This window comes from Embleya sp. NPDC020886 (genome assembly GCF_044333915.1).
In the GTDB taxonomy this organism is placed as follows: Bacteria; Actinomycetota; Actinomycetes; order Streptomycetales; family Streptomycetaceae; genus Embleya.
This window is the reverse complement of the sequence record NZ_JBIRRX010000004.1, coordinates 425,932-446,364: the sequence shown is the minus strand read 5'-3', so window position 1 is coordinate 446,364 and position 20,433 is coordinate 425,932. Positions and strand designations below refer to the sequence as shown.

Annotated in this window: 21 protein-coding genes and 1 pseudogene; 7 read left to right on the top strand and 15 right to left on the bottom strand. The window is 70.7% G+C overall.

Annotated features, from left to right (window positions below; all coding sequences use genetic code 11):
- Positions 1–16: 16 nt before the first annotated feature.
- The 6 genes from rlmN to rpsB all read right to left on the bottom strand — a co-directional run bounded on the left by rlmN (position 17) and on the right by rpsB (position 5,947).
- Positions 17–1,123: a 23S rRNA (adenine(2503)-C(2))-methyltransferase RlmN gene (gene rlmN, locus ACH4U8_RS17045; protein ID WP_360304666.1), complete on the bottom strand. Its 1,107-nt coding sequence runs from the start codon at positions 1,121–1,123 to the stop codon at positions 17–19.
- 96 nt (positions 1,124–1,219) lie between these two features.
- Complete coding sequence (locus ACH4U8_RS17040) at positions 1,220–2,485, bottom strand: phosphatidate cytidylyltransferase (RefSeq protein WP_395778582.1); 1,266 nt, start codon at positions 2,483–2,485, stop codon at positions 1,220–1,222.
- Positions 2,485–3,042 carry a ribosome recycling factor gene (frr, locus tag ACH4U8_RS17035; protein WP_360304662.1) on the bottom strand — a complete coding sequence of 186 codons (558 nt, stop codon included), beginning with the start codon at positions 3,040–3,042 and terminating at the stop codon, positions 2,485–2,487. Before frr ends, ACH4U8_RS17040 begins: the two co-directional genes overlap by 1 nt.
- Positions 3,043–3,074: 32 nt before the next feature.
- A complete protein-coding gene (gene pyrH, locus ACH4U8_RS17030) occupies positions 3,075–3,884 on the bottom strand; it encodes a UMP kinase (RefSeq protein WP_395778580.1) in 810 nt (269 codons plus the stop codon).
- 82 nt (positions 3,885–3,966) lie between these two features.
- A complete protein-coding gene (gene tsf / locus ACH4U8_RS17025; RefSeq protein WP_360304660.1) occupies positions 3,967–4,800 on the bottom strand; it encodes a translation elongation factor Ts in 834 nt (277 codons plus the stop codon).
- Between the two features lie 205 nt (positions 4,801–5,005).
- Entirely contained in the window at positions 5,006–5,947 is a 942-nt protein-coding gene (gene rpsB / locus ACH4U8_RS17020; protein WP_360304658.1) for a 30S ribosomal protein S2, read from the bottom strand.
- Between the two features lie 394 nt (positions 5,948–6,341).
- On the opposite strand from rpsB, the pseudogene ACH4U8_RS17015 reads away from it, so the two are divergent.
- Positions 6,342–6,779, top strand: a pseudogene (locus ACH4U8_RS17015) (peptidoglycan DD-metalloendopeptidase family protein); the annotation flags it as partial.
- A gap of 86 nt (positions 6,780–6,865) precedes the next feature.
- Here ACH4U8_RS17015 and ACH4U8_RS17010 read toward each other — a convergent pair.
- Positions 6,866–7,447: a TetR/AcrR family transcriptional regulator gene (locus tag ACH4U8_RS17010; protein ID WP_020553151.1), complete on the bottom strand. Its 582-nt coding sequence runs from the start codon at positions 7,445–7,447 to the stop codon at positions 6,866–6,868.
- A 71-nt stretch (positions 7,448–7,518) separates the two neighbouring features.
- A complete protein-coding gene (gene dusB / locus ACH4U8_RS17005; RefSeq protein ID WP_360304656.1) occupies positions 7,519–8,715 on the bottom strand; it encodes a tRNA dihydrouridine synthase DusB in 1,197 nt (398 codons plus the stop codon).
- Between the two features lie 119 nt (positions 8,716–8,834).
- Between dusB and ACH4U8_RS17000 the strand changes: the two genes are divergently transcribed.
- On the top strand, positions 8,835–9,488 hold the full coding sequence (locus tag ACH4U8_RS17000) for an NADAR family protein (RefSeq protein WP_395778578.1): 654 nt from the start codon (positions 8,835–8,837) through the stop codon (positions 9,486–9,488).
- Positions 9,489–9,503: 15 nt separating this feature from the next.
- A complete protein-coding gene (locus tag ACH4U8_RS16995; RefSeq protein ID WP_395778576.1) occupies positions 9,504–10,499 on the top strand; it encodes a hypothetical protein in 996 nt (331 codons plus the stop codon).
- A gap of 115 nt (positions 10,500–10,614) precedes the next feature.
- On the opposite strand, the gene ACH4U8_RS16990 is transcribed toward ACH4U8_RS16995, so the two are convergent.
- A complete protein-coding gene (locus ACH4U8_RS16990) occupies positions 10,615–11,997 on the bottom strand; it encodes a glycine--tRNA ligase (protein ID WP_360304650.1) in 1,383 nt (460 codons plus the stop codon).
- A gap of 163 nt (positions 11,998–12,160) precedes the next feature.
- Here ACH4U8_RS16990 and ACH4U8_RS16985 point away from each other — a divergent pair, with 163 nt between their 5' ends.
- The 4 genes from ACH4U8_RS16985 (at position 12,161) to ACH4U8_RS16970 (ending at position 15,293) form a co-directional block, all read left to right on the top strand.
- The gene (locus ACH4U8_RS16985; protein WP_395778574.1) at positions 12,161–13,123 is read left to right on the top strand and encodes a metal ABC transporter substrate-binding protein; all 963 of its coding nucleotides are present in this window, start codon (positions 12,161–12,163) and stop codon (positions 13,121–13,123) included.
- On the top strand, positions 13,120–13,896 hold the full coding sequence (locus ACH4U8_RS16980; RefSeq protein WP_379990278.1) for a metal ABC transporter ATP-binding protein: 777 nt from the start codon (positions 13,120–13,122) through the stop codon (positions 13,894–13,896). The genes ACH4U8_RS16985 and ACH4U8_RS16980 overlap by 4 nt, the downstream gene beginning before the upstream one ends.
- A complete protein-coding gene (locus tag ACH4U8_RS16975; protein ID WP_360304645.1) occupies positions 13,893–14,804 on the top strand; it encodes a metal ABC transporter permease in 912 nt (303 codons plus the stop codon). The genes ACH4U8_RS16980 and ACH4U8_RS16975 overlap by 4 nt, the downstream gene beginning before the upstream one ends.
- Before the next feature lie 69 nt (positions 14,805–14,873).
- On the top strand, positions 14,874–15,293 hold the full coding sequence (locus ACH4U8_RS16970; RefSeq protein ID WP_020553159.1) for a Fur family transcriptional regulator: 420 nt from the start codon (positions 14,874–14,876) through the stop codon (positions 15,291–15,293).
- Positions 15,294–15,308: 15 nt separating this feature from the next.
- Here the strand turns inward: ACH4U8_RS16970 and ACH4U8_RS16965 are convergent, their stop codons facing one another.
- From ACH4U8_RS16965 to ACH4U8_RS16940, 6 genes are all read right to left on the bottom strand, one after another.
- Positions 15,309–15,851, bottom strand: coding sequence for a hypothetical protein (locus ACH4U8_RS16965; protein WP_395778572.1), 543 nt, complete (start codon positions 15,849–15,851; stop codon positions 15,309–15,311).
- A 158-nt stretch (positions 15,852–16,009) separates the two neighbouring features.
- Positions 16,010–16,798 carry a TIGR03943 family putative permease subunit gene (locus ACH4U8_RS16960; RefSeq protein WP_360304641.1) on the bottom strand — a complete coding sequence of 263 codons (789 nt, stop codon included), beginning with the start codon at positions 16,796–16,798 and terminating at the stop codon, positions 16,010–16,012.
- On the bottom strand, positions 16,795–17,880 hold the full coding sequence (locus ACH4U8_RS16955) for a permease (RefSeq protein ID WP_395778570.1): 1,086 nt from the start codon (positions 17,878–17,880) through the stop codon (positions 16,795–16,797). Before ACH4U8_RS16955 ends, ACH4U8_RS16960 begins: the two co-directional genes overlap by 4 nt.
- Positions 17,881–17,998: 118 nt before the next feature.
- The gene (locus tag ACH4U8_RS16950; RefSeq protein ID WP_360304637.1) at positions 17,999–18,922 is read right to left on the bottom strand and encodes an isoprenyl transferase; all 924 of its coding nucleotides are present in this window, start codon (positions 18,920–18,922) and stop codon (positions 17,999–18,001) included.
- Positions 18,919–19,671, bottom strand: a complete 753-nt coding sequence (recO, locus tag ACH4U8_RS16945) for a DNA repair protein RecO (protein ID WP_360304635.1) — start codon at positions 19,669–19,671, stop codon at positions 18,919–18,921. Before recO ends, ACH4U8_RS16950 begins: the two co-directional genes overlap by 4 nt.
- Before the next feature lie 69 nt (positions 19,672–19,740).
- Positions 19,741–20,349, bottom strand: coding sequence for a TerB family tellurite resistance protein (locus ACH4U8_RS16940; protein WP_395778568.1), 609 nt, complete (start codon positions 20,347–20,349; stop codon positions 19,741–19,743).
- Between the last annotated feature and the right edge of the window lie 84 nt (positions 20,350–20,433).

Genomic DNA, 20,433 nt, shown 5'->3' with positions numbered 1-20,433 from the left:
ACTTGCCGGCCGGTGCTCAGACCTCGGCGGCGGCGAGCTGGCCGCACGCCCCGTCGATGTCCCGGCCCCGGGTGTCCCGGACGGTGACCGGCACGCCGTGCTTGGTCAGCAGGCGGACGAACTCCTCCTGGCGTTCGGCCGTCGACGCGGTCCACTTCGACCCCGGGGTGGGGTTGAGCGGGATCAGGTTGACGTGCGCGTTGTGGTTCTTGAGCCGGCGCCCGAGCAGGTCGGCCCGCCAGCCGTGGTCGTTGATGTCCTTGATCAGCGCGTACTCGATGGACACCCGTCGGCCGGTGACGCCTTCGTAGTGCCACGCTGCGTCCAGCACCTCGCGTACGTCCCAGCGCGTGTTGACCGGCACGAGCGTGTTGCGCAGGTCGTCGTCCGGCGCGTGCAGGGACAGCGCGAGGGTGACCGGGATGCGTTCGTCGGCGAGCTTGTACATCGCCGGCACCAGACCGACCGTCGACATGGTCACCGAACGGGCGGAGATGCCCAGTCCGTCCGGGCTCGGGTCGGTCAGCCGACGCACCGCGCCGACCACCGCCTTGTAGTTGGCGAGCGGCTCGCCCATGCCCATGAAGACGATGTTGCTGACCCGGCCGGGGCCGCCGGGCACCTCGCCGCGGGCCAGCGCCCGGGCGCCGGCGAGCACCTGCTCGACGATCTCGCCGGTGGACAGGTTGCGGGTCAGACCCGCCTGGCCGGTGGCGCAGAACGGGCAGTTCATCCCGCAACCCGCCTGCGAGGACACACACATGGTGACCCGGTCGGGATAGCGCATCAGCACGGCCTCGACGAGCGTGCCGTCGAAGAGCTTCCACAACGACTTGCGCGTCGCGCCGTCGTCGCAGGAGATGTCCCGCACGGACGTCATCAGCGCGGGCAGCAACGCCTCGGCCAGCTTGGACCGGGACGCGGCGGGCATGTCGGTCCACTGCTCGGGGTCGTCCGAGAGGTGACCGAAGTAGTGCTTGGACAGTTGAGCCGCGCGAAACGGCTTCTCGCCCAGCTCGGCCACGGCCTCGCGGCGCTCGGCGGGGTTGAGGTCGGCAAGGTGGCGCGGCGGCTTCGAACGACGCGGCGGCGCGGTGAAGGTGAGTTCTCCTGGTTTGGGCATGGCTCGTCCAGTGTCGCAGGTGTACGGGCGGGGCCGGATCGACCCCGCTCTCGTGCACACGCGGCCTGTCCGGTTCTTCGCCGGATCAGGTCCGGGTCATACGAATGCGGCGAGCAGCAGCCACACCACGGGGGCGGCGGCCAGCAACGAGTCGAGCCGGTCCATCAGGCCGCCGTGACCGGGCAGCAGGTTGCCCATGTCCTTGACCTTGAGGTCCCGCTTGATCATCGATTCGGCCAGGTCCCCGAGCGCGGACACCGCCGCGGCGGCGACGCCCACCACGGCGCCCTGCCACCACGCGCCGTCGAGCATGGTCGTCACACAGACCGCGCCCGCGACGGCGGCCAGGAACACTCCGCCGGCGAAGCCCTCCCAGCTCTTGCCGGGGCTGATCCTCGGCGCCATCTTGTGCGGACCCCCGGAGGTGACTCCGGCCGCGTACGCGCCGGTGTCCGCACAGACCACCAGGATGATGAAGGTCAGCACCCGTTGGGCGCCGTCGTCGTCGGCGAGCATGAGCACCGCGAACCCGGCCAGGAACGGCAGGTAGAAGACGGTGAACACACCGGCCGTCATGTCCCGCAGGAAGTCTTCCGGGCCCTCGGTCATCCGCCAGAGCATCACCGCGATCGCGGTCAGCGCGGTGGCGATCGCGAGCCCCTCCGCGCCGCGCGCGTAGGCGGCGACGAGCATCGCCACCGTGCCGACCGCGAGCGGTATCACCGGGATGCGGATGCCGCGCCCGACGGTGGCGCCCTGTGCGGTCCGACCCGACGCGTCGGCGACCGCCTCGGCCCGACCGAACGCACCGGCCAGCTCCCACAGTCCGACCAGGACCGCGAGCAGCACGACGCCGACGAACAACACCGGCAGGGTCAGCAGCGAGGCGACGATGATCCCGCCGAGCCCGGCGCCGACGGCGATCGCCTGGGGCAGATTGCGACCGGCCTTGCCGACCGGTTTGGCAGGCGGCTCCTCGGTCACCACGAGCCCCTCACGCCGGGGCTCGAGCCGAGCCGCGTCCACACGAGCGGAATCCTCCCGCGCGGACGAACCCGAGCGGAGGTCCGGTTCGTCGCCCGGGTCGTGACCCGCGATCGGTGACAGCACCTGCGTGTGGTCATCCTGTGTCCGTACCCCGACGCCGGCGGGAAAGTGCTGCTGCGCACGAGTGGCGCCGTCCCCGTAGCCGCCGGACCGGACCGCGTCGTAGTGGGCCTGATCCTGACCCGTCGGTGCGTCCGGGACCTGCTCCGGCCACGCGCCGTACGCCCCGTACGGGTCGTGGCCGGGCGGCAGATCGGGGTGCGCTCCCGCGGGCGGATCGGCCGGCGGCGTACCGCCCCAGGTCGAGTCGTTCATCAGACTTCGAGCAGCTCGGCTTCCTTGTGCTTGAGCAACTCGTCGATCTGCGCGACGTACTTGTGGGTCGTGTCGTCGAGTTCCTTCTCGGCGCGGCGCACCTCGTCCTCGCCGCTCTCGCCGTCCTTGACCAGCTTGTCGAGCGTTTCCTTCGCCTTGCGGCGGATCGCCCGCAACGAGATCTTCGCGTCCTCGCCCTTGCCCCGCGCCAGCTTGATGAACTCCTTGCGGCGTTCCTCGGTGAGCTGCGGGAAGACCACGCGGATGAGCTTGCCGTCGTCGGTCGGGTTGACCCCGAGGTCGGAGTCACGGATCGCCTTGACGATCGCGTTGGTCGAGCCGCGGTCGAACGGGGTCACGATGACCATGCGCGGCTCGGGCGTGGTGAACGACGCGAGCTGGTTCACCGGAGTGGGCGAGCCGTAGTAGTCCACGAGGATCTTGTTGAACATGGCCGGGGTGGCCCGGCCCGTACGGATCGCCGCGAAGTCGTCCTTGGCGACCACGACGGCCTTCTCCATCTTTTCCTCGGCCTCGAGGAGAATCTCGTCGATCATGTCGGCTCCTGTCCCGGTCCTGTCGCCGTCGATCAGCCGTCGGTACGGCTGACCAAGGTGCCGATCTTCTCACCCCGCACGGCGCGGGCGATGTTGCCCTCGACGAGCAGGTTGAAGACGACGATCGGCAGTTCGTTGTCCATGCACAGGCTGATCGCGGTGGCGTCCGCGACCTTGAGCCCGCGGGCGAGCACCTCGGCGTGATCCAGACGATCGAACATGACCGCGTCCGGGTTGGACTTCGGGTCGCAGTCGTATACGCCGTCGACACCCTTGGCCATGAGCAACGCGACCGCGTCGATCTCGAGGGCACGCTGGGCGGCCGTGGTGTCGGTGGAGAAGTAGGGCATGCCCATGCCCGCGCCGAAGATGACCACGCGACCCTTTTCCAGGTGTCGCACGGCGCGGCGCGGGATGTACGGCTCGGCGACCTGGCCCATCGTGATGGCGGTCTGCACGCGGGTGTCGATGCCCTGCTTCTCCAGGAAGTCCTGGAGCGCGAGGCAGTTCATCACGGTGCCGAGCATGCCCATGTAGTCCGAGCGGGCGCGGTCCATGCCGCGGATCTGCAACTCGGCGCCGCGGAAGAAGTTGCCGCCGCCGATGACGATGGCGACCTGCGTGCCGCGGCGGACCACTTCGGCGATCTGGAGCGCGATGGTCTGCACGGTGTCGGGGTCGACGCCCAGGGCGCCGCCGCCCGCGAACGCCTCACCGGAGAGCTTGAGCAGCACCCGGCGCGCGTAGGGGTTCGGCTCGTCGCCCTCGGCGGACGACGAGGAGGCCGCCTTCGTTTCGGTTTCCTGCACGGTTCCCTCCACGCCTTGCGGCCTCCTCGCCATACTGCTGTTCACTGCGTTCATACCTATTGCATGCCCCGACCGCGGTGGTTTCCAAGGCGGGGCAAGGTGGTGCGAGGGGCGATCAGACGCCGACCTTGAACCGGGTGAAGCGCTTGACCTTGACGCCGGCCTCGTCCAGGACCTTGCCCACGGACTTCTTGCTGTCCTTGGCGAACGCCTGGTCGAGCAGCACGTTGTCCTTGAAGTAACCGGTCACCCGGCCCTCGACGATCCGGGCCAGGGCGGCCTCGGGCTTGCCCTCCTCGCGCGCGGTGGCCTCGGCCACGCGACGCTCGGTCTCGACCGTCTCGGCCGGGACGTCCTCGCGGGTGAGCACGGTGGGCGAGAACGCGGCGATGTGCTGCGCGACGTCCTTGGCGACCTCGGCGTCGGCGCCGTCCAGCTCGATCAGGACACCGATCTGCGCGGGCAGGTCGGGGCTGGTCTTGTGCAGGTACGCGGCGACGAAGCCGTCGGCGTACTGCACGAAGCGGTCCAGCACGATCTTCTCGCCGAGCGCGACGTTGGCGTCGTCCACGTACTGCTGGACGGTCTTGCCGGCCTCGATCTCGCTCGCGAGCAGCGCGGCGAGGTCGGCGGGCGAGGACTTGGCGACGTGCGCGGCGATCGCGTTGGCGGCCTCGATGAACTTCGGGCTCTTGGCCACGAAGTCGGTCTCGCACTTGAGCTCGACCAGGACACCGGAGGCGGTGCCGTCGAGCAGCGCGACGACCGCACCGTTGGAGGCCGAGCGGCCCTCGCGCTTGGTGACGCCCTTCTGGCCCTTGACGCGAAGGATCTCGACAGCCTTGTCGACGTCACCTTCGGCCTCTTCGAGGGCCTTCTTGCAGTCCATCATGCCTGCGGCGGTGAGCTCACGGAGCTTCTTCACGTCCGCGGCGGAGAAGTTCGCCATGTCCTGATTCTCTCGTCTCTCGGGTCAGCGGCCCGGTTGCACCGAGCGACTGCGGGTGAGGCTGTCGTCCCACCCGATGAAGGTCAAGGGGCTGTGCGGTATTCCGACACATACGGGGACGTACGGAATACGCACGCACCGTGATCGGGGCCCGGCACAGGGCGAGGGGTACGTCGGCCGGGCCGTCGTACCCCTCGTTCCAGGGTCAGACCTGCGGGTCGGCCTCGGCGGCCGGCGCCTCGGTGGTCGCAGCCTCGGCGGCCGGAGCGGCTTCGCCGGTCTCGGCCTCGGCCACGACATCGGCCTCGGTGACCGAGCCGGACTCGACGACCTCGTCGGCGGCGGGGGCGGCCTCGGCCGGAGCGGCCTCTTCCTTCTTGCCGGCCTCGAGCAGCTCGCGCTCCCAGTCGGCGAGGGGCTCGCCGGCGGTGGCCTTGGTGTCGGCGGCGGCGCCACCGGCACGCGACATGAGACCGTCGGCGACGGCGTCGGCGATCACGCGGGTGAGCAGCGTGACCGAGCGGATCGCGTCGTCGTTGCCCGGGATCTTGTAGTCGACCTCGTCGGGGTCACAGTTGGTGTCGAGGATCGCGACGACCGGGATGTGCAGCTTCCGGGCCTCGCCGACGCCGATGTGCTCCTTCTTGGTGTCCACGATCCACACGGCCGAAGGCACGCGCTGCATGTCGCGGATGCCGCCGAGGGTCTTCGCCAGCTTGTCCTTCTCGCGCTTGAGGACGAGCAGTTCCTTCTTCGTCATGCCCGAGCCGGCCACGTCGTCGAAGTCGAGCTGCTCGAGTTCCTTCAGGCGCTGGAGGCGCTTGTAGACCGTCGAGAAGTTGGTCAGCATGCCGCCGAGCCAGCGCTGGTTGACGTAGGGCATGCCCACGCGCGTCGCCTGCTCGGCGATCGCTTCCTGCGCCTGCTTCTTGGTGCCGACGAAGAGGATCGTGCCACCGTGGGCGACGGTCTCCTTGACGAACTCGTAGGCGCGGTCGATGTACGACAGCGACTGGAGCAGGTCGATGATGTAGATGCCGTTGCGCTCCGTGAAGATGAAGCGCTTCATCTTCGGGTTCCAGCGGCGGGTCTGGTGACCGAAGTGGACGCCGCTTTCCAGCAGCTCCCGCATCGTGACGACGGCCATGGCCGTACGCTCCTTGGGCTCTCGTCCCGGCGATCGTGCCCGGGACTCTCGGTTGTGCCGTGACGACGGGTCGCCGCCACGCCTGACGCCCGCGACACCACGCCGAGGTCCTTGCGGATTCCCGGACCGAGAGGTGTCCCCATCGAGTCCCGCTCGGTGGCGTCTCGCCATGCGGGACGTCGGCGGCTCGAAGGTGGGCGCGCGAAGTCGACCCGGAAGGCCGGGCCGCTCCGGGAAGTGTACGGGAACCGCGCGCGGCCGAGCGACTCGCCTTCCGGCCGGCATTTTTTGACCCTTGGTATGGAAAAAGTTGTCCACACGCGATAGATGGCCATTTATCCACAGCCGAGCGCGCGTTGGTCCGCGCCCGGTCGTGGATGGTCAACCTGAGGGCATGAACGTATCGATGCGGGGCCGAGGTTCGATCGTGCCGGTGCTGTTGTTGCTCACCGCCGTGTTGGCGACGGCCGGGCCGCCGGCCGCGCCCGGGGCGGTGCGCGGGGCGGCGCCGCCCCGGCGGTGGGTGTGGCCGCTGGATCCGCGCCCTGTGCTGCTGCGCGGATACGAGGCCCCGAAAACGGCCTGGTCGGCGGGGCATCGTGGGGTCGATCTCGCGGCCCGGGTCGGGCAACCGGTGCGGTCGGCGGGCGCGGGGGTGGTGGTGTTCGCCGGATCGGTGGCCGGGCGGGGTGTGGTCAGCGTGCGGCACGGCGCCGTGCGCACGACCTACGAGCCGGTGCTCGCGTCGGTGTCGGCCGGGCGGGCGATCGCGGCGGGCGAGCCGCTCGGGGAGTTGGCTCCGGGGCCGTTCCATCTGGGCGAGCCGTGCCTGCACTGGGGATTGCTGGTGCCCGAGTATCGGGATCCGCTCACGTTGCTGCGCCGGGTGCGGGTGCGGCTGTATCCGAACGGCGCGAGCTATCCGACCCGGGCGACGCCGCCGAGCACCAGGGCCAGCGTGGCCGCCTCGACCGCGCCGGGGTCGGCGCCGCACTCGATCCGCCGGACCGCCGCGTCGACCATGCCCTGGACCAGGGTCGCCACCAGCATCGGGTCCCGGTGACCCAGTGCGGCCAGTGCGTCCACCACGAGTTCGACGATGCGCCCGTGGGCGGCCCGGATGCGTTCGCGCGCGTTCGCATCCAGTTCGCCGGTGGAGATCGCGACCACCACCCGATGACGGCGATCACCGACCAGTTCCAACTGACGGGCCACGTAGGCCGCGATCTTTTGCGCCGGGTCCTCGGTCGCGCCCATCGCGTCCTCGACCTCGGCCACCCACGCGGGCAGGTCCACCGCGCACAGTTCCTCGACCACGGCCGCGCGCGAGGCGAAGTATTCGTAGAGCGAGGAGCGGGCCAGCCCGGTGCGTTCGGCCAGCGCGGGGAAGGTCAGTGCGGCGAAACCGCCCTCGTCGAGCAGGCTCCGCGCGGCGTCGAGCAGCGCGGCGTGCTGCATCGCGCGGTGTTCGGCGACGGAGGACGCTCGAATCTTGGGCATCCACTCACTGTACGACGTCACTGTGGGTGGCAAACGGGACCTTGTGGAATTCTCCGCCGCCCGGGCCGGGGTCAGCCGCCGGAGTGGTCCAGCTCCGCGTCGACCGGGGGCAGCGCGCACTCGGGGTCGTCCAGCCAGCCCTCGGGCAGCACGACCCGCTTGCCGCCGGCGGTGCGTCCGCGCGGCCCGTCGGCGCCGATCGGCCAGGGCTGGTCCAGGTCGAGCCGGCCGAACCAGTCGTCGAGTTCGGCCAGGCTGCTCGCGGTGGCCAGGCCGCGGCGGATGGTGCCGCCGACCGAGAAGCCCTTCATGTACCACGCGACGTGCTTGCGCAGGTCGGTCACGCCGTGCGCCTCGTCGCCGATCCACTCGGCGAGCAGCACCGCGTGCCGGCGCATGATCGCGGTGGCCTCGCCCAGGGTCGGGCGGGCCCGGTCGGCGCTGCCCTCGAACGCGGAGACCAGGTCGCGGAACAACCACGGGCGACCCAGGCAGCCGCGGCCCACCACGACGCCGTCGCAGCCGGTCTCGCGCATCATCCGCAACGCGTCCTCGGCGTCCCAGATGTCGCCGTTGCCGAGCACCGGGATGTCGGTGACGACCTCCTTGAGCCGGGCGATGGCCGACCAGTCGGCGGTGCCGCCGTAGTGCTGCTCGGCGGTGCGGCCGTGCAGGGCGACCCAGGTGACGCCCTCGTCCACGGCGATCCGGCCCGCGTCGAGGTAGGTCAGGTGGTCGTCGTCGATGCCCTTGCGCATCTTGATGGTGACCGGCACGCCGCGGGCGTTCTTGACCGCCGAGCGCAGGATGTCGCGCAGCAGGTTGCGCTTGTAGGGCAGCGCCGAGCCGCCCCCCTTGCGGGTGACCTTGGGCACCGGGCAGCCGAAGTTGAGGTCGATGTGGTCGGCCAGGTCCTCGTCCACGATCATCGCCACCGCGCGGCCGACGATGTCCGGGTCGACGCCGTAGAGCTGGATGCTGCGCGGGCGCTCGGTGTCGGCGAAGCGGATCAGGCGCAGCGTCTTGGCGTCCCGCTCGACCAGAGCGCGGGTGGTGATCATCTCGCTGACGTACAACCCGGCGGGACGTGCGGTGGTGGCCGCCTCGGCCTGTTCCTGGCACAACGTGCGGAACGGCGCGTTGGTGATTCCGGCCATCGGGGCCAGCACCACCGGTGGCCAGATCTGCGCACCGCCCGCGGCGCCCAGGCGCAGCGGCGCCCACGGGCTGCCGGTCGCGTCGGGGATGGGTGCGTCGGCGGGTGCCATGGACGGTGCTCCAGGAGGGTGCGGGAAACGGAATCGATCCATTGTCGCCCACCGGGGAGGCAGGCCTTCGGGGAATAAGCGGATGCCGGGTGTCCGCCGGTCCTGACACCATCGCGGGCATGACCACCGATTCCCCCGATTCCGGGACGACGACCGACGAGCCGGATGCCGCGCCCACGGCCGAGCCCCGCGACGTCGCGTCGCTGATCCTGCGGGCCCGGCGCACACCGCGGGTGAAGTACGTCTTCTTCTGGGGTCATCGGGAGCCGCTCGACGGCGTCGACTCGAGCTGTCTGAGTCAGTGGTATCCGTCGCCGTTCACGGTGGACGACGTGACCTATCGCACGGCCGAGCACTGGATGATGGCGGGCAAGGCGCGGATGTTCGACGACGCGGACGCGGAACGGCGGGTGTTGGCCGCGGCGCACCCCAAGGCCGCCAAGGCGATCGGTCGGCAGGTGCGCGGTTTCGACGAGCGGCGCTGGCTGGACGAGCGGTTCGAGTTGATCGTGCGCGGCAATGTGGCCAAGTTCGGGCAACACCCGGCGATGGGCGCCTTCTTGCTGGGCACCGGGCGGCGGGTGCTGGTCGAGGCCAGCCCGGTGGATCGCATCTGGGGCATCGGGCTGGCCGCGGACGACGAGCGGGCCGGCGATCCCGAGCTGTGGCGCGGGTCGAATCTGCTGGGATTCGCGCTGATGGAGACCCGGGCCCGGCTGGTCGCGGCGACCGACCGGGCCGGTGGATCCGCCCCGGCCGGGTCGCCCCGATGAACTAATCTCCGCACCATGAGTGCCTTCCCGCCCCCGCAGCCCCCCAATGGGCCCGGCTACGGCCACGGGCAACAGCCGTACGGACAGCCGAACAACGGTCCGCAGCCCTATGGGCAGCAGCAGCCCTACGGGCAACCCACGCACGGACAACAGCCGTACGGTCAGCCGTACCCGCAGCAGTACGGCCAGGGGTACGGCGGGCCGCCGCCGCCCGCGCCGCCGAGGCGGCCGAAGTGGCTGGTGCCGGTGGCCGCGGTGGTGGCGCTCGCGGTGATCGGCGGCGGGGCCTTCCTCCTCGTCTCCGGCGACGACGGCGACGACAAGAAGCCGGCCGCGAACTCCTCGCCGAAGCCGGTGAACAACGGCGGCTCGCTGCCCGCACCGCAGGGCTCGACCCCCGCCCCCGCGGACGAGCCCAAGGGGTTCCAGTCCGCGCCGCCGCCGAACACGAGCGACATCGACGCGGTCTCCACCGACAAGTTGTCCTTCACCACGGACTACTTCTTCAAGGAAGCCGGCGAGTTCGACGGGCGCAGCGGCGCCAAGTACCGGCAGTTGGCCGTCGACGGCTCGGCGGCCAAGGACTGCTCGAAGGCCGTCACCGCGACCGGCTCGGCGCTGACCCGGAACGGCTGCCTGGGCGTGTTGCGCGGGTCGTACAAGGACTCCGCCGGCAAGTTCGTGGCGACGCTGTCGGTGATCTCGGTACCGGACAAGCCCAAGGCGCAGGAGCTGCGCAAGGCGCTGGACGCGATTCCGTTCGCGACGTCGCCGACCGCGTGGCTCACGCCGCCCGCGTCGAGCGGGATCACCTTCAAGGACGGCTCCGAGCACATCGCGGTCTCCACCACGACCGGGCACTACGTGTTGGTGATCGACATCGGCCGGGCCGACGGCGCGCCGCTCAAGGGCCAGGGCGAGGCGGTCTCCAAGGCGGCGAGCGCCGTCTTCGGCGACCTGAACTACCGGATGACGGACCGGATCGTGGCGGGCATCTTCAAGATGGGCTAGGCGTGGTCGGGCGGGATCCGCGCGACGGCCCCGGGCCGGGCCGCGATGCACGTGAGGGGCGCCGTCGTGGACGGCGCCCCTCACGTTCGTTGCCCGGCCTACGGCCGGCTCCGGGTCAGCAGCCCGGCAGCCGCGCCGCGAGATAGCCCACGACCTGGTCGAGCGACACCCGCTCCTGCTGCATGGTGTCGCGCGAGCGCACGGTCACCGCGTCGTCCTCGAGCGTGTCGAAGTCGACGGTGATGCAGAACGGCGTGCCGATCTCGTCCTGGCGACGGTAGCGGCGGCCGATCGCACCGGCGTCGTCGAAGTCGCAGTTCCAGTACTGACGCAGGTCCGCGGCCAGCCCGCGGGCCTTGGGCGACAGGTCGGTGTTGCGCGACAGCGGCAGGATGGCGGCCTTGACCGGCGCCAGGCGCGGGTCCAGGCGCAGCACGGTGCGCTTTTCCAGCTTGCCCTTGGCGTTGGGCGCCTCGTCCTCGAAGTACGCGTCGAGCAGGAACGCGAGCATCGCCCGGTTCAGGCCCGCGGCGGGCTCGATGACGTACGGGAACCAGCGCTCGCCCGCGTCCTGGTCGAAGTACGACAGGTCGGTGCCGGACTTCTCCGAGTGCGTGCGCAGGTCGTAGTCCGTGCGGTTGGCGATGCCCTCCAGCTCGGAGAACTCGGTGCCACCGAAGTTGAAGCGGTACTCGATGTCGACCGTGCGCTTGGAGTAGTGCGACAACTTCTCCTTCGGGTGCTCGAAGAAGCGCATGTTGTCGGGGCTGAGGCCGAGACCGACGTACCAGTCCCAGCGCTGCTGCATCCAGTATTCCTGCCAGGTCTCGTCCTCCCCCGGCTTGACGAAGAACTCCATCTCCATCTGCTCGAACTCGCGCGTGCGGAAGATGAAGTTGCCGGGGGTGATCTCGTTGCGGAAGCTCTTGCCGGTCTGGGCGATGCCGAACGGCGGCTTCTTGCGCGAGGTCTGCTCGACGGCCTTGTAGTTGACGAAGATGCCCTGGGCGGTCTCCGGGCGCAGGAACGCGCGGCCGGACTCGTCCTGGGTGGGGCCGAGGAAGGTCTGGAGCAGCCCGTTGAACATCTTGGGCTCGGTGAAGGTGCCCTTGTTCCCGCAGTTGGGACAGGTGATGTCGGCGAGGCCGTTCTCCGGCAGCTTGCCGCGCTTGGCCTCGTACGCCTCTTCGAGGTGGTCGGCGCGGTAGCGCTTGTGGCACGAGGTGCACTCGGTCAGCGGGTCGACGAACGCCTCGACGTGACCGGACGCCTCCCACACCTCGCGGGCCAGGATGACGGAGGAGTCCAGACCGACGATGTCGTCACGCGAGGTGACCATCGTGCGCCACCACTGGCGCTTGATGTTCTCCTTGAGCTCCACGCCGAGGGGACCGTAGTCCCAGGCGGCCCTCTGGCCGCCGTAGATCTCACTACAGGGGTAAACGAAGCCTCGGCGCTTGCTCAGGCTGACGATGGTGTCGATTTTGTCGGCGGCCACAATGCTCTCTTCGGTGCGACGATGCGGGCAGTGACAGTGTCGGCACAGGCTACCGGCGCGCCGGTCGCCCCGGTAAATCCTTATGCCCGCGACCGACTCCGCCACGGTTGGCCCATTCCGCTATTATTGACAACGATTGTCATTCTAGTTGAGAATCATTGTCATGAAGATACGCCGCACCGCCCCGGCTGCCCTGCTTGCGGCCGCCGCCGCGTCCGCCTTGTTGCTCTCCGGATGCGCCGGCACCGACGACGCGAAGGCGGACACCGGCACGGGCGCGAAGCTGCGGGTGATCGCGGCGTTCTATCCGATGAAATTCATTGCCCAGCAGGTCGGCGGGCCGCACGTGAAGGTGACGAACCTGACCAAGGCCGGCGCCGAGCCGCACGATCTGGAGCTGACCCCCAAGCAGGTCGGCGCGGTCTCGCAGGCCGATCTGGTGGTCTACCTCAAGGGCCTGCAGCCCGCGGTGGACAAGGCGATCTCGCAGAACAAACCCAAGCACACCGTCGAGGCCGGCAAATTCGCGCCGCTGGAGGAGCACGGCACCGAGGTGCACGGCGCCGAGGAGGGCGGGCACGAGGGCCACGACCACGCGGACGCCGAGCACGGCGATCCGCACGTGTGGCTGGACCCGACCCGGCTCGCCGCGATCGCCGGCGGCGTGGGCGAATCGCTCGCCGCCGCGGACCCGGCCAACGCGGCGGACTACCGCGCCCGCGCCGCCGACCTGACCACGCGCCTGAACACCCTCGACGGCGAGTTCACCGCCGGGCTGACCACGTGCGCCCGCCGGGACTTCGTGACCGCCCACGCCGCCTTCGGCTACCTCGCGGAGCGTTACCACCTGAACCAGATCGGGGTGAACGGCGTCAACCCGGAATCCGAGCCCTCCCCCGCCCGCCGCGCCGACATCCAGAAGCTGGCCCGCGAACGCGGGGTGACCACGATCTACTTCGAAACCCTGGCCGAGCCCAAGACCGCCAAGGTCCTCGCCCGGGACCTGAACATCGAAACCGCCGTCCTGGATCCGCTGGAGGGCATAAAAAACGAGGCCGAGAACGATTACTTCTCGGTGATGCGCGCCAACCTGGACGCGCTGCGGAAGGGACTCGGCTGCTCATGACACGACTTCAGGCACCGGTCGCCCGACTGATCGGCGGCACCGCGTCCCTGGGCGGCCGGCCGGTACTGCGCGGAGTGGACCTGAGCGTGCACCCCGGCGAGGTGGTCGCCCTGCTCGGCGCCAACGGCTCGGGCAAGTCCACCCTGGTCCGCACCCTGGTCGGCCTGGTCCCGTTGACCGGCGGCACGATCGAACTGTTCGACACGCCGTTCGCCCGCTTCCGCGACTGGTCCCGGATCGGCTACGTGCCGCAGCGCACCACCGCCGCCGCGGGTGTCCCGGCCAGCGTGCGCGAAGTGGTCACCTCCGGCCTGCTCGACGGCCGCCGCGTGCTGGGCCCGGGTCGCCGGGGTCGGGCCGCCGTGGACGAGGCGCTGGCCGCGGTCGGCATGCTCGACCGCGCCCGCGACGGCATCGCGCACCTGTCCGGCGGCCAGCAGCAGCGGGTGCTGATCGCCCGCGCCCTGGCCCGCCGCCCCGACCTGCTGATCATGGACGAGCCGATGGCGGGCGTGGACCTGCGCAGCCAGGAGGTACTCGCGGGCACCCTGCGCGCCCAGCAGGAGCAGGGCCGGGCGGTCCTGCTCGTCCTGCACGAACTCGGCCCGCTGGAGCCGCTGATCGACCGCGCGGTGGTGCTGCGCGAGGGCTGCGTGTGCCACGACGGCCCGCCGCCCAGGGCGGTCGGCCAACACGCGCTGCCGGGCCACGACCACGTACACCCGCACGACGATCACACCGTGCACCACGCCGGGATGGGACTGCTCTCGTGACGATCCTGGACTTCCCCTTCATGCAGCGCGCGCTGCTCGCGGCCCTGCTCGTGGGCATGGCCGCGCCCGCCGTCGGCGTCTACCTGGTCCAGCGCCGGCAGGCGTTCATGGGCGACGGCATCGGACACGTCGCCCTGACCGGCGTGGGCCTGGGCTTCCTGCTCAGCACCTCCCCGGTGTGGACCGCGGTACTCACCGCGTCCGCGGGTGCGGTGCTGATCGAGCTGATCCGCGAACGCAACCGGGTCAGCGGCGACGTCGCGCTGTCCGTGCTCTTCTACGGCGGCATCGCGGGCGGCGTGATGCTGATCAACCTCGCCCCGGAGGGCTCCAACGCCAATCTCCAGTCGTACCTGTTCGGTTCGCTGACCTCGGTCTCGCCGGAGGACATCCGGATCATCACGATCCTGGCCGTCGCGGTGCTCGTGGTCACCCTGGGCCTGCGCCGCGCGTTGTTCACGGTGTGCCAGGACGAGGACTTCGCCCGGGTGACCGGACTGCCGGTGCGCGCGCTGAACCTGCTGCTCGCGGTCACCGCGGCGGTCACCGTGACGGTCGCCATGCGGGTGGTGGGGCTGCTCCTGGTGAGTGCGCTGATGGTGGTCCCGGTCGCGGTCGCCCAGCAGCTCTCGCGCACGTTCTCGATGACCGCCGCGCTCTCGATCGTGGTCGGCGTACTGGTCTCGGTCTCCGGTACGGCGCTGACCTACTACGTCGACGCGCCGCCCGGGGCCACCATCGTGCTGCTCGCCATCGCGTTGTTCGTCCTGGTGGGTCTGCTCGCGACACCGCTGAACCGGCGCCGGGCCCGGCGCGCGGAGGCCGCCGCGGCCGAGGCCGGCCCGGCTCGGGTCGACGACGTACAGGTGGACGCGGAGGTGCCCGGCGCCGGCACAATGGCGACCTAGACATGGACACACCGCGCCGGCACGAGAACAGCGCGCCGTCCGGCCCGTAGTGATCGAGGAGGCACCCAGGTGACCACCGCCCACGGCGCGAGCCCGGTTCGGGGTCGGTCCACCCGGCAGCGTGCCGCCGTATCGGCCCTCCTCGACGAGATCGAGGACTTCCGCAGCGCGCAGGACCTGCACGACCTGCTCAAGCAGCGCGGCGAGGCGGTCGGGTTGACCACCGTCTACCGCACCCTCCAGGCGCTGGCGGACGCGGACGAGGTGGACGTGCTGCGCACCCAGGACGGCGAGTCGGTCTACCGTCGGTGCAGCCGCGGCCACCACCACCACCTCGTCTGCCGCTCCTGTGGCCGCACCGTCGAGGTCGAGGGCCCGGCGGTCGAGCGCTGGGCCAACCGGATCGCCGCCGAACACGGCTTCGGCGACGTCTCGCACGAGTTGGAGATCTTCGGCACCTGCGCACAGTGCGCGAACGCCGCCGACTGAACCCGGCCCGATCGGCTACCAGGTGCCGCCCCCGGTCGTACCGGCCGTCGTGCCACCCCAGGTCCCGCCCTCGGTGCACGTCCCGGTGGGCCGCACGGTGGCCGACCCGACCCGGTTGGGCTCCAGCACGTTGAGCTGCCCGGCCGCGATCGAAGCGCCGTAGAGGAACTCCGAGTAGGCGAACGTCTTGGTGATCGACTTCTTCCCGGCGGGCACCTCGATCTTCTCCTGCTTCATGCCGCCGGAGGATCCGCCGTAGCTGATGGTGATCCGCCCGCCCTTGTGCCCGTCGGCGAAGCTGATCGTGCCGATGAAGGTCTCCATGAACGCGCTCTTGCACCGGACGCCGGCCAGCGTGCCGGGCGTGACGCTCAGGAACACGCCCTCGACCCGCAGATCACCGTCGCCGGCCCTGCCGTCCTGGTCCGAGACCTTCGGCGCCTCGCCGGTCGTGCCCTGCTTGCGGTCGGCGTCCGAACCGCCCTTGTCCTTTTGACACGCGGTCGCGCCCGACCCCATGACACCCACGATGATCGCCGCGACGACGGCACGACGCATTCCCCGACCCATGGCAATTCCCCCCGGTTGTCCGGCGGATCGTCCTCCCCAGGCGATCCGTCCGCGAACTCACGGTAGAAGCGGGGGCGTCGCGCCGCCGCCGCGCTCGCAGGACGCGAACGCGGCGGTGACGCGACCGTGACATCGTGACAGCGGATCTACTCGTACGGCTCCCGCGGCGTCGGGATGTGATCGACCCGCGTCGCGGTCAGCGCGGGCATCGCGTCGTCCGCCTGGATCTGGCCGTTGGGCAGCCAGCGGCCGGTGACGCTCACCCACGAGTCGGTGGGGGGCGCCGCGACGCCGTGCACCTCGATCTTGCGGGCGAACGCGTCGGCGGCGCAGCAACTGATCACCATCCGGGTGACGTACCACGTGCCGGGCGCCTTGCCGGGCGTGACGAAGCCGGTGAGCTGGACGTTGCGGTCCTTGAGCGGCGCGGTGGTGTCCCAGACCGAGCGGATCAGGAAGTCCGCCAGGGTCATCGGCAACGGATCCCCCGGCGGCAGCGCCGGGAAGCCCGCGTCGTTCGAGGCTGCGGCCGGCTTGGCCACCACGTTGTCCGAGCGCGAGGCGGTGTACGAACCGAGCGCGGGCGGCGCGATCAGGAACAGCGCGAGCACCGGCAGGCACAACAACCAGGCCGCGCGCGGGCCGGCCGAGTGGTCGTGGCCGTGCCCGCCCTCGTCCGCCGGTTCGGCGACGTGCCCCTCGGCGGGCCCGGTCGCCTCCGCGGACGCGTGCGCTGCGGCCGGCTCCTCGGCCCGCCGCTGGATCCCGTCCCGCACCACGGAGATCAGGCCGACCACGAGCAGGATCACGCCCGCCGCGAGCAACGCGGGACGCAGCCCGTCCTTGACGTAGCGCAGGTACATGTCGGTCAGCGAGATCCGCAGCAGCGCACCGCCGATCAGGATCAACAACACCGCCTGGACGTCCCGCCTCACAACAACCACCATCCGACGCCGTAGCTCGCCACGATCGCGACCACGAACGTGGCCGAGGAGAACCGGGCCGCGAAGCCGCGCCCGAAGGTGCCCGACTGGAGCGCGAGCAACTTCACGTCCACCATCGGGCCGACCACCATGAAGGCCAGTTTCGCGGTCGGCGAGAAACCGATCAGACTCGCCGCCACGAACGCGTCCGCCTCCGAGCAGACCGCGAGCACCACCGCGAGGAAGGCCAGCGCGAGCACCGCGAACCACGGCGAACCGGAGACCGCGTCGATCACGTGCTTGGGCACCGTGACGTTCAGCGTCGCGGCGGTGAGCGCGCCGATCACCAGGAAGCCGCCCGCGTGCAGGAAGTCGTGCTGCAGCGCGAGCCGGAAGTTCTCCCACTTGCCGTTGCCGCCGTGCTCGTGCGGGCGGCGCATCACCTTGATCCACTCGGGCCGACCGAATCGTGCCCACAACCAGCCCATCAGCACCGCCGTGCCGAGCGAGGCCACGAACCGGGCGAGCACCATCTCGGGCTGCTTGGGAAAGGCCACCGCGGTCGCGGTCAGCACGATCGGGTTGATCGCGGGCGAGGACAACAGGAACGCCAACGCCGCGGCGGGCGCCACCCCGCGCGCCATCAGCCCACTGGCCACCGGCACGGACGCGCACTCGCAACCGGGCAGGATCGCCCCGGCCGCGCCCGCGACCGGCACCGCCAGGGACTGCCGTCTGGGCAACACCTTGGTGAACACCGACGGCGGCACGAACGCGGTGATCGCCGCCGACAGCAGCGTGCCGAGCACCAGGAACGGCAGCGCCTGCACGGAGATCGCGACGAATACGGTGGCCCAGGTCTGCACCGCGGGCGCGCCGAGTCGATCCACGATCCACGGCTGGGCGAACAGCAGCACGACCAGCGCGAGGACGAAGAATTCGAGCTGGCCCGGCCGCCACCGCTCGGCGGGTGGGCGACCGTGCGTGGCGGACCCGACGGTCGCGGACGACTCGGCGCTGCGCGGTGGTGGTGGCGCCGTCCGGGCGGCGGCAGCGGGGCGCGGCGGCGCGCTCTTTTCGAACATGATGGTCATGTTCGCATTGATCGAGCGGCTGCCGCCGAGCGCACACCCCGCTTTACGAACCTTTCACCCGCCGATCGTCGCCCACTCGGACGAGCGGTGCCGGTCGGGAGCGGTCCGCCGGGGGTGATCAGGCTTTCGACGCGGCCGAGGACCCCGAGGAGACCGGCTCCGGCTCCGCCGCCGACTCCGCGGCGGCGACCGCGTTCGGCAACGCGCCGCCGTAGCGGCGATCGCGCGACGCGTACGTCTCGCACGCCTGCCACATGTGCCGCCGGTCGAAGTCCGGCCACAACACGTCGAGGAAGACCATCTCGGCGTAAGCGGACTGCCACAGCAGGAAATTGGACGTGCGCTGCTCACCGGAGGACCGAATGAACAGGTCCACATCGGGCATGTCCGGCTCGTCCAGATACTTCGCGAACAACTTCTCGTCGACCTTCTTCGGGTCGAGCCGGCCCGCCTTGACGTCCTGGGCGATCAGCGCGGCGGCGTCCGCGATCTCGGCCCGGCCGCCGTAGTTGATGCACATCGCCAGGGTGAGGTTGGTGTTGTCCTTGGTCCGCTCCTCGGCGATCTCCAGCTCCCGGATCACGCTCGCCCACAACCGGGGCCGCCGACCGCACCAGCGGATCCGCACGCCGAGCTCGTCCATCTCGTCGATGCGCCGGTGGATCGTGTCGATGTTGAAGCCCATCAGGAAGCGCACCTCCTCGGGCGAACGCTTCCAGTTCTCGGTGGAAAAGGCATACGCGGAGACGTATTTGACGCCGATCTGCGCGGCGCCCTCGACCACGTCGAACAACGACGCCTCGCCCGCGGTGTGCCCGTCGGTGCGGGCCAGACCGCGCTCCTTGGCCCAGCGACCGTTGCCGTCCATCACCAGCGCCACGTGCCGGGGCACCAGGTCGGCCGGGATCTCCGGGGGCAGCGCCCCCTCGGCGTGCGGCTTCGGGTCGCGGTAGTGCCGCTGCTCGCGAGCCGCCCGGGCGGGCGCCGACTCGGCCCGCCGGCGGCGGGGGAACAGGCCGAAGCGGCCACGCGACTGACTCACGATCTCTCCACCAATCTCAACGAGCGGATGCCCCGCTCCAGATGCCATTGCAGATACGCGGCCACCAGGCCGCTGCCCTCGCGCCGGTGCCGCGGCTCGCTCGCGTCGGCTCGGCCCCAGTCGCCGGTCAACAACGCACCGAGCAGGGAAAGGGTCTCGGGTGAGGGTACGACGGATCCGGCCGGACGGCAGTCGCCGCACACCGTCCCACCGCCCTGCACGGAGAAGAACCGGTTCGGTCCGTCCAGGCCGCAGCGCGCGCAGTCGACGAAACTGGGCGCGTAACCCGCCACCGCGAGCGAACGGAGCAGGAACGCGTCCAGCACCAGGCCGGGCTCGTGGCTGCCCATCGCGAGGGTGCGCAGGGCACCGATCAGCAGCAGGTACTGCTGGAGCGCCGGCTGGCCGCGCTCGTGGTCGGTCAGCCGCTCGGCGGTCTCCAGGATCGCCGTCCCGGCGGTGTACGCCGGGTAGTCCAGCGCGAGGCGACCGCCGTACGCGCCCAGGGTCTCCGCCTGCGTGATGATCGGCAGGCCGCGACCGGGGAAGTCGCTGCCCCGGGTGAAGAATTGGATGTCCACGTGCGCGAACGGCTCGACCCGGGCGCCGAACTTCGACTTGGTCTTGCGCACCCCGCGGGCGACGGCGCGCACGATGCCGTGGTCGCGGGTCAGGAGGGTGATGATGCGATCGGCCTCACCCAACTTCTGGGCGCGCAGGACGACACCCTCGTCACGGAGGAGGCTCATGCTCCCATTGTGCCGCGCTCGGCCGACGCGCCGGGGCGGCGCTCACCACCGGCGGGCCCGGCTCACCGCTCACGGACCTGCGAGCACATGATCGATGCGGGCCCGGCCGAGCCCGAGTCGGTCGCCGGCGTGGTAGAGGATCACCCGATGTGCCGGGTCGTACGCCCCACCGGCCAGCGCGACCCGGGCCGCGACACCGACCAGGTGCTCGCGCCCGGCGACCGCCAGATGCGGCGCGATCTCGGCGAGCGCCCACGCGGTGTCCTGCGCCACGTGCGCCCCGACGTCGGCGGCGAGCGTGCACGCGTCGTAGCTCGGCATGCCCGCGGCCCGAACCGTCTGCACCGCGGCCGCGCGCACCGCCTCCGCCGCGTGCGGCTCGTCGTCCACGGCCGCCACGACGGCCACCACGAGGGCACGCACCGCCTCGCGCAGCAGCAGCGTGAGCGCACGGGCGGTCGGCGTCTCCAACACCGAGGCGTCGTGCCGCGTGCAGCACACCGCGCACTCGATGCCGGAGCCGGCTCGCCCGAGCGGGATGAGCGCGACGCCGAACACCACGAGTCGACGCCGACCGCCGCCCTTGCGGAAGCGCCGATCGCCCCCACACGCCGGACAGTGGAATTCGCCGTCCCCGATCGCCGATCGAATGGTCCGGATGCCCACGACGAAGAACATGGTGCAGCCCCCTGCGTCCCACGCGACGGAATGCAGTATTTCCGCCTGCTCCGATGCTGCCACGATTTTCACGAAGCGTCATCG

Bases quoted from the DNA above. Each gene is read 5' to 3' on its own strand.
- rlmN (WP_360304666.1), bottom strand. From the start codon at position 1,123: ATGCCCAAACCAGGAGAACTCACCTTCACCGCGCCGCCGCGTCGTTCG.
- ACH4U8_RS17000 (WP_395778578.1), top strand. From the start codon at position 8,835: ATGACCACCGATTCCCCCGATTCCGGGACGACGACCGACGAGCCGGAT.
- frr (WP_360304662.1), bottom strand. From the start codon at position 3,042: ATGATCGACGAGATTCTCCTCGAGGCCGAGGAAAAGATGGAGAAGGCC.
- dusB (WP_360304656.1), bottom strand. From the start codon at position 8,715: ATGGCACCCGCCGACGCACCCATCCCCGACGCGACCGGCAGCCCGTGG.
- pyrH (WP_395778580.1), bottom strand. From the start codon at position 3,884: ATGGCGAGGAGGCCGCAAGGCGTGGAGGGAACCGTGCAGGAAACCGAA.
- ACH4U8_RS16965 (WP_395778572.1), bottom strand. From the start codon at position 15,851: ATGCGTCGTGCCGTCGTCGCGGCGATCATCGTGGGTGTCATGGGGTCG.
- ACH4U8_RS16940 (WP_395778568.1), bottom strand. From the start codon at position 20,349: ATGTTCTTCGTCGTGGGCATCCGGACCATTCGATCGGCGATCGGGGAC.
- rpsB (WP_360304658.1), bottom strand. From the start codon at position 5,947: ATGGCCGTCGTCACGATGCGGGAGCTGCTGGAAAGCGGCGTCCACTTC.
- ACH4U8_RS16985 (WP_395778574.1), top strand. From the start codon at position 12,161: ATGAAGATACGCCGCACCGCCCCGGCTGCCCTGCTTGCGGCCGCCGCC.
- ACH4U8_RS16995 (WP_395778576.1), top strand. From the start codon at position 9,504: ATGAGTGCCTTCCCGCCCCCGCAGCCCCCCAATGGGCCCGGCTACGGC.
- recO (WP_360304635.1), bottom strand. From the start codon at position 19,671: ATGAGCCTCCTCCGTGACGAGGGTGTCGTCCTGCGCGCCCAGAAGTTG.
- tsf (WP_360304660.1), bottom strand. From the start codon at position 4,800: ATGGCGAACTTCTCCGCCGCGGACGTGAAGAAGCTCCGTGAGCTCACC.
- ACH4U8_RS17010 (WP_020553151.1), bottom strand. From the start codon at position 7,447: ATGCCCAAGATTCGAGCGTCCTCCGTCGCCGAACACCGCGCGATGCAG.
- ACH4U8_RS16955 (WP_395778570.1), bottom strand. From the start codon at position 17,880: ATGACCATCATGTTCGAAAAGAGCGCGCCGCCGCGCCCCGCTGCCGCC.
- ACH4U8_RS16980 (WP_379990278.1), top strand. From the start codon at position 13,120: ATGACACGACTTCAGGCACCGGTCGCCCGACTGATCGGCGGCACCGCG.
- ACH4U8_RS17040 (WP_395778582.1), bottom strand. From the start codon at position 2,485: ATGAACGACTCGACCTGGGGCGGTACGCCGCCGGCCGATCCGCCCGCG.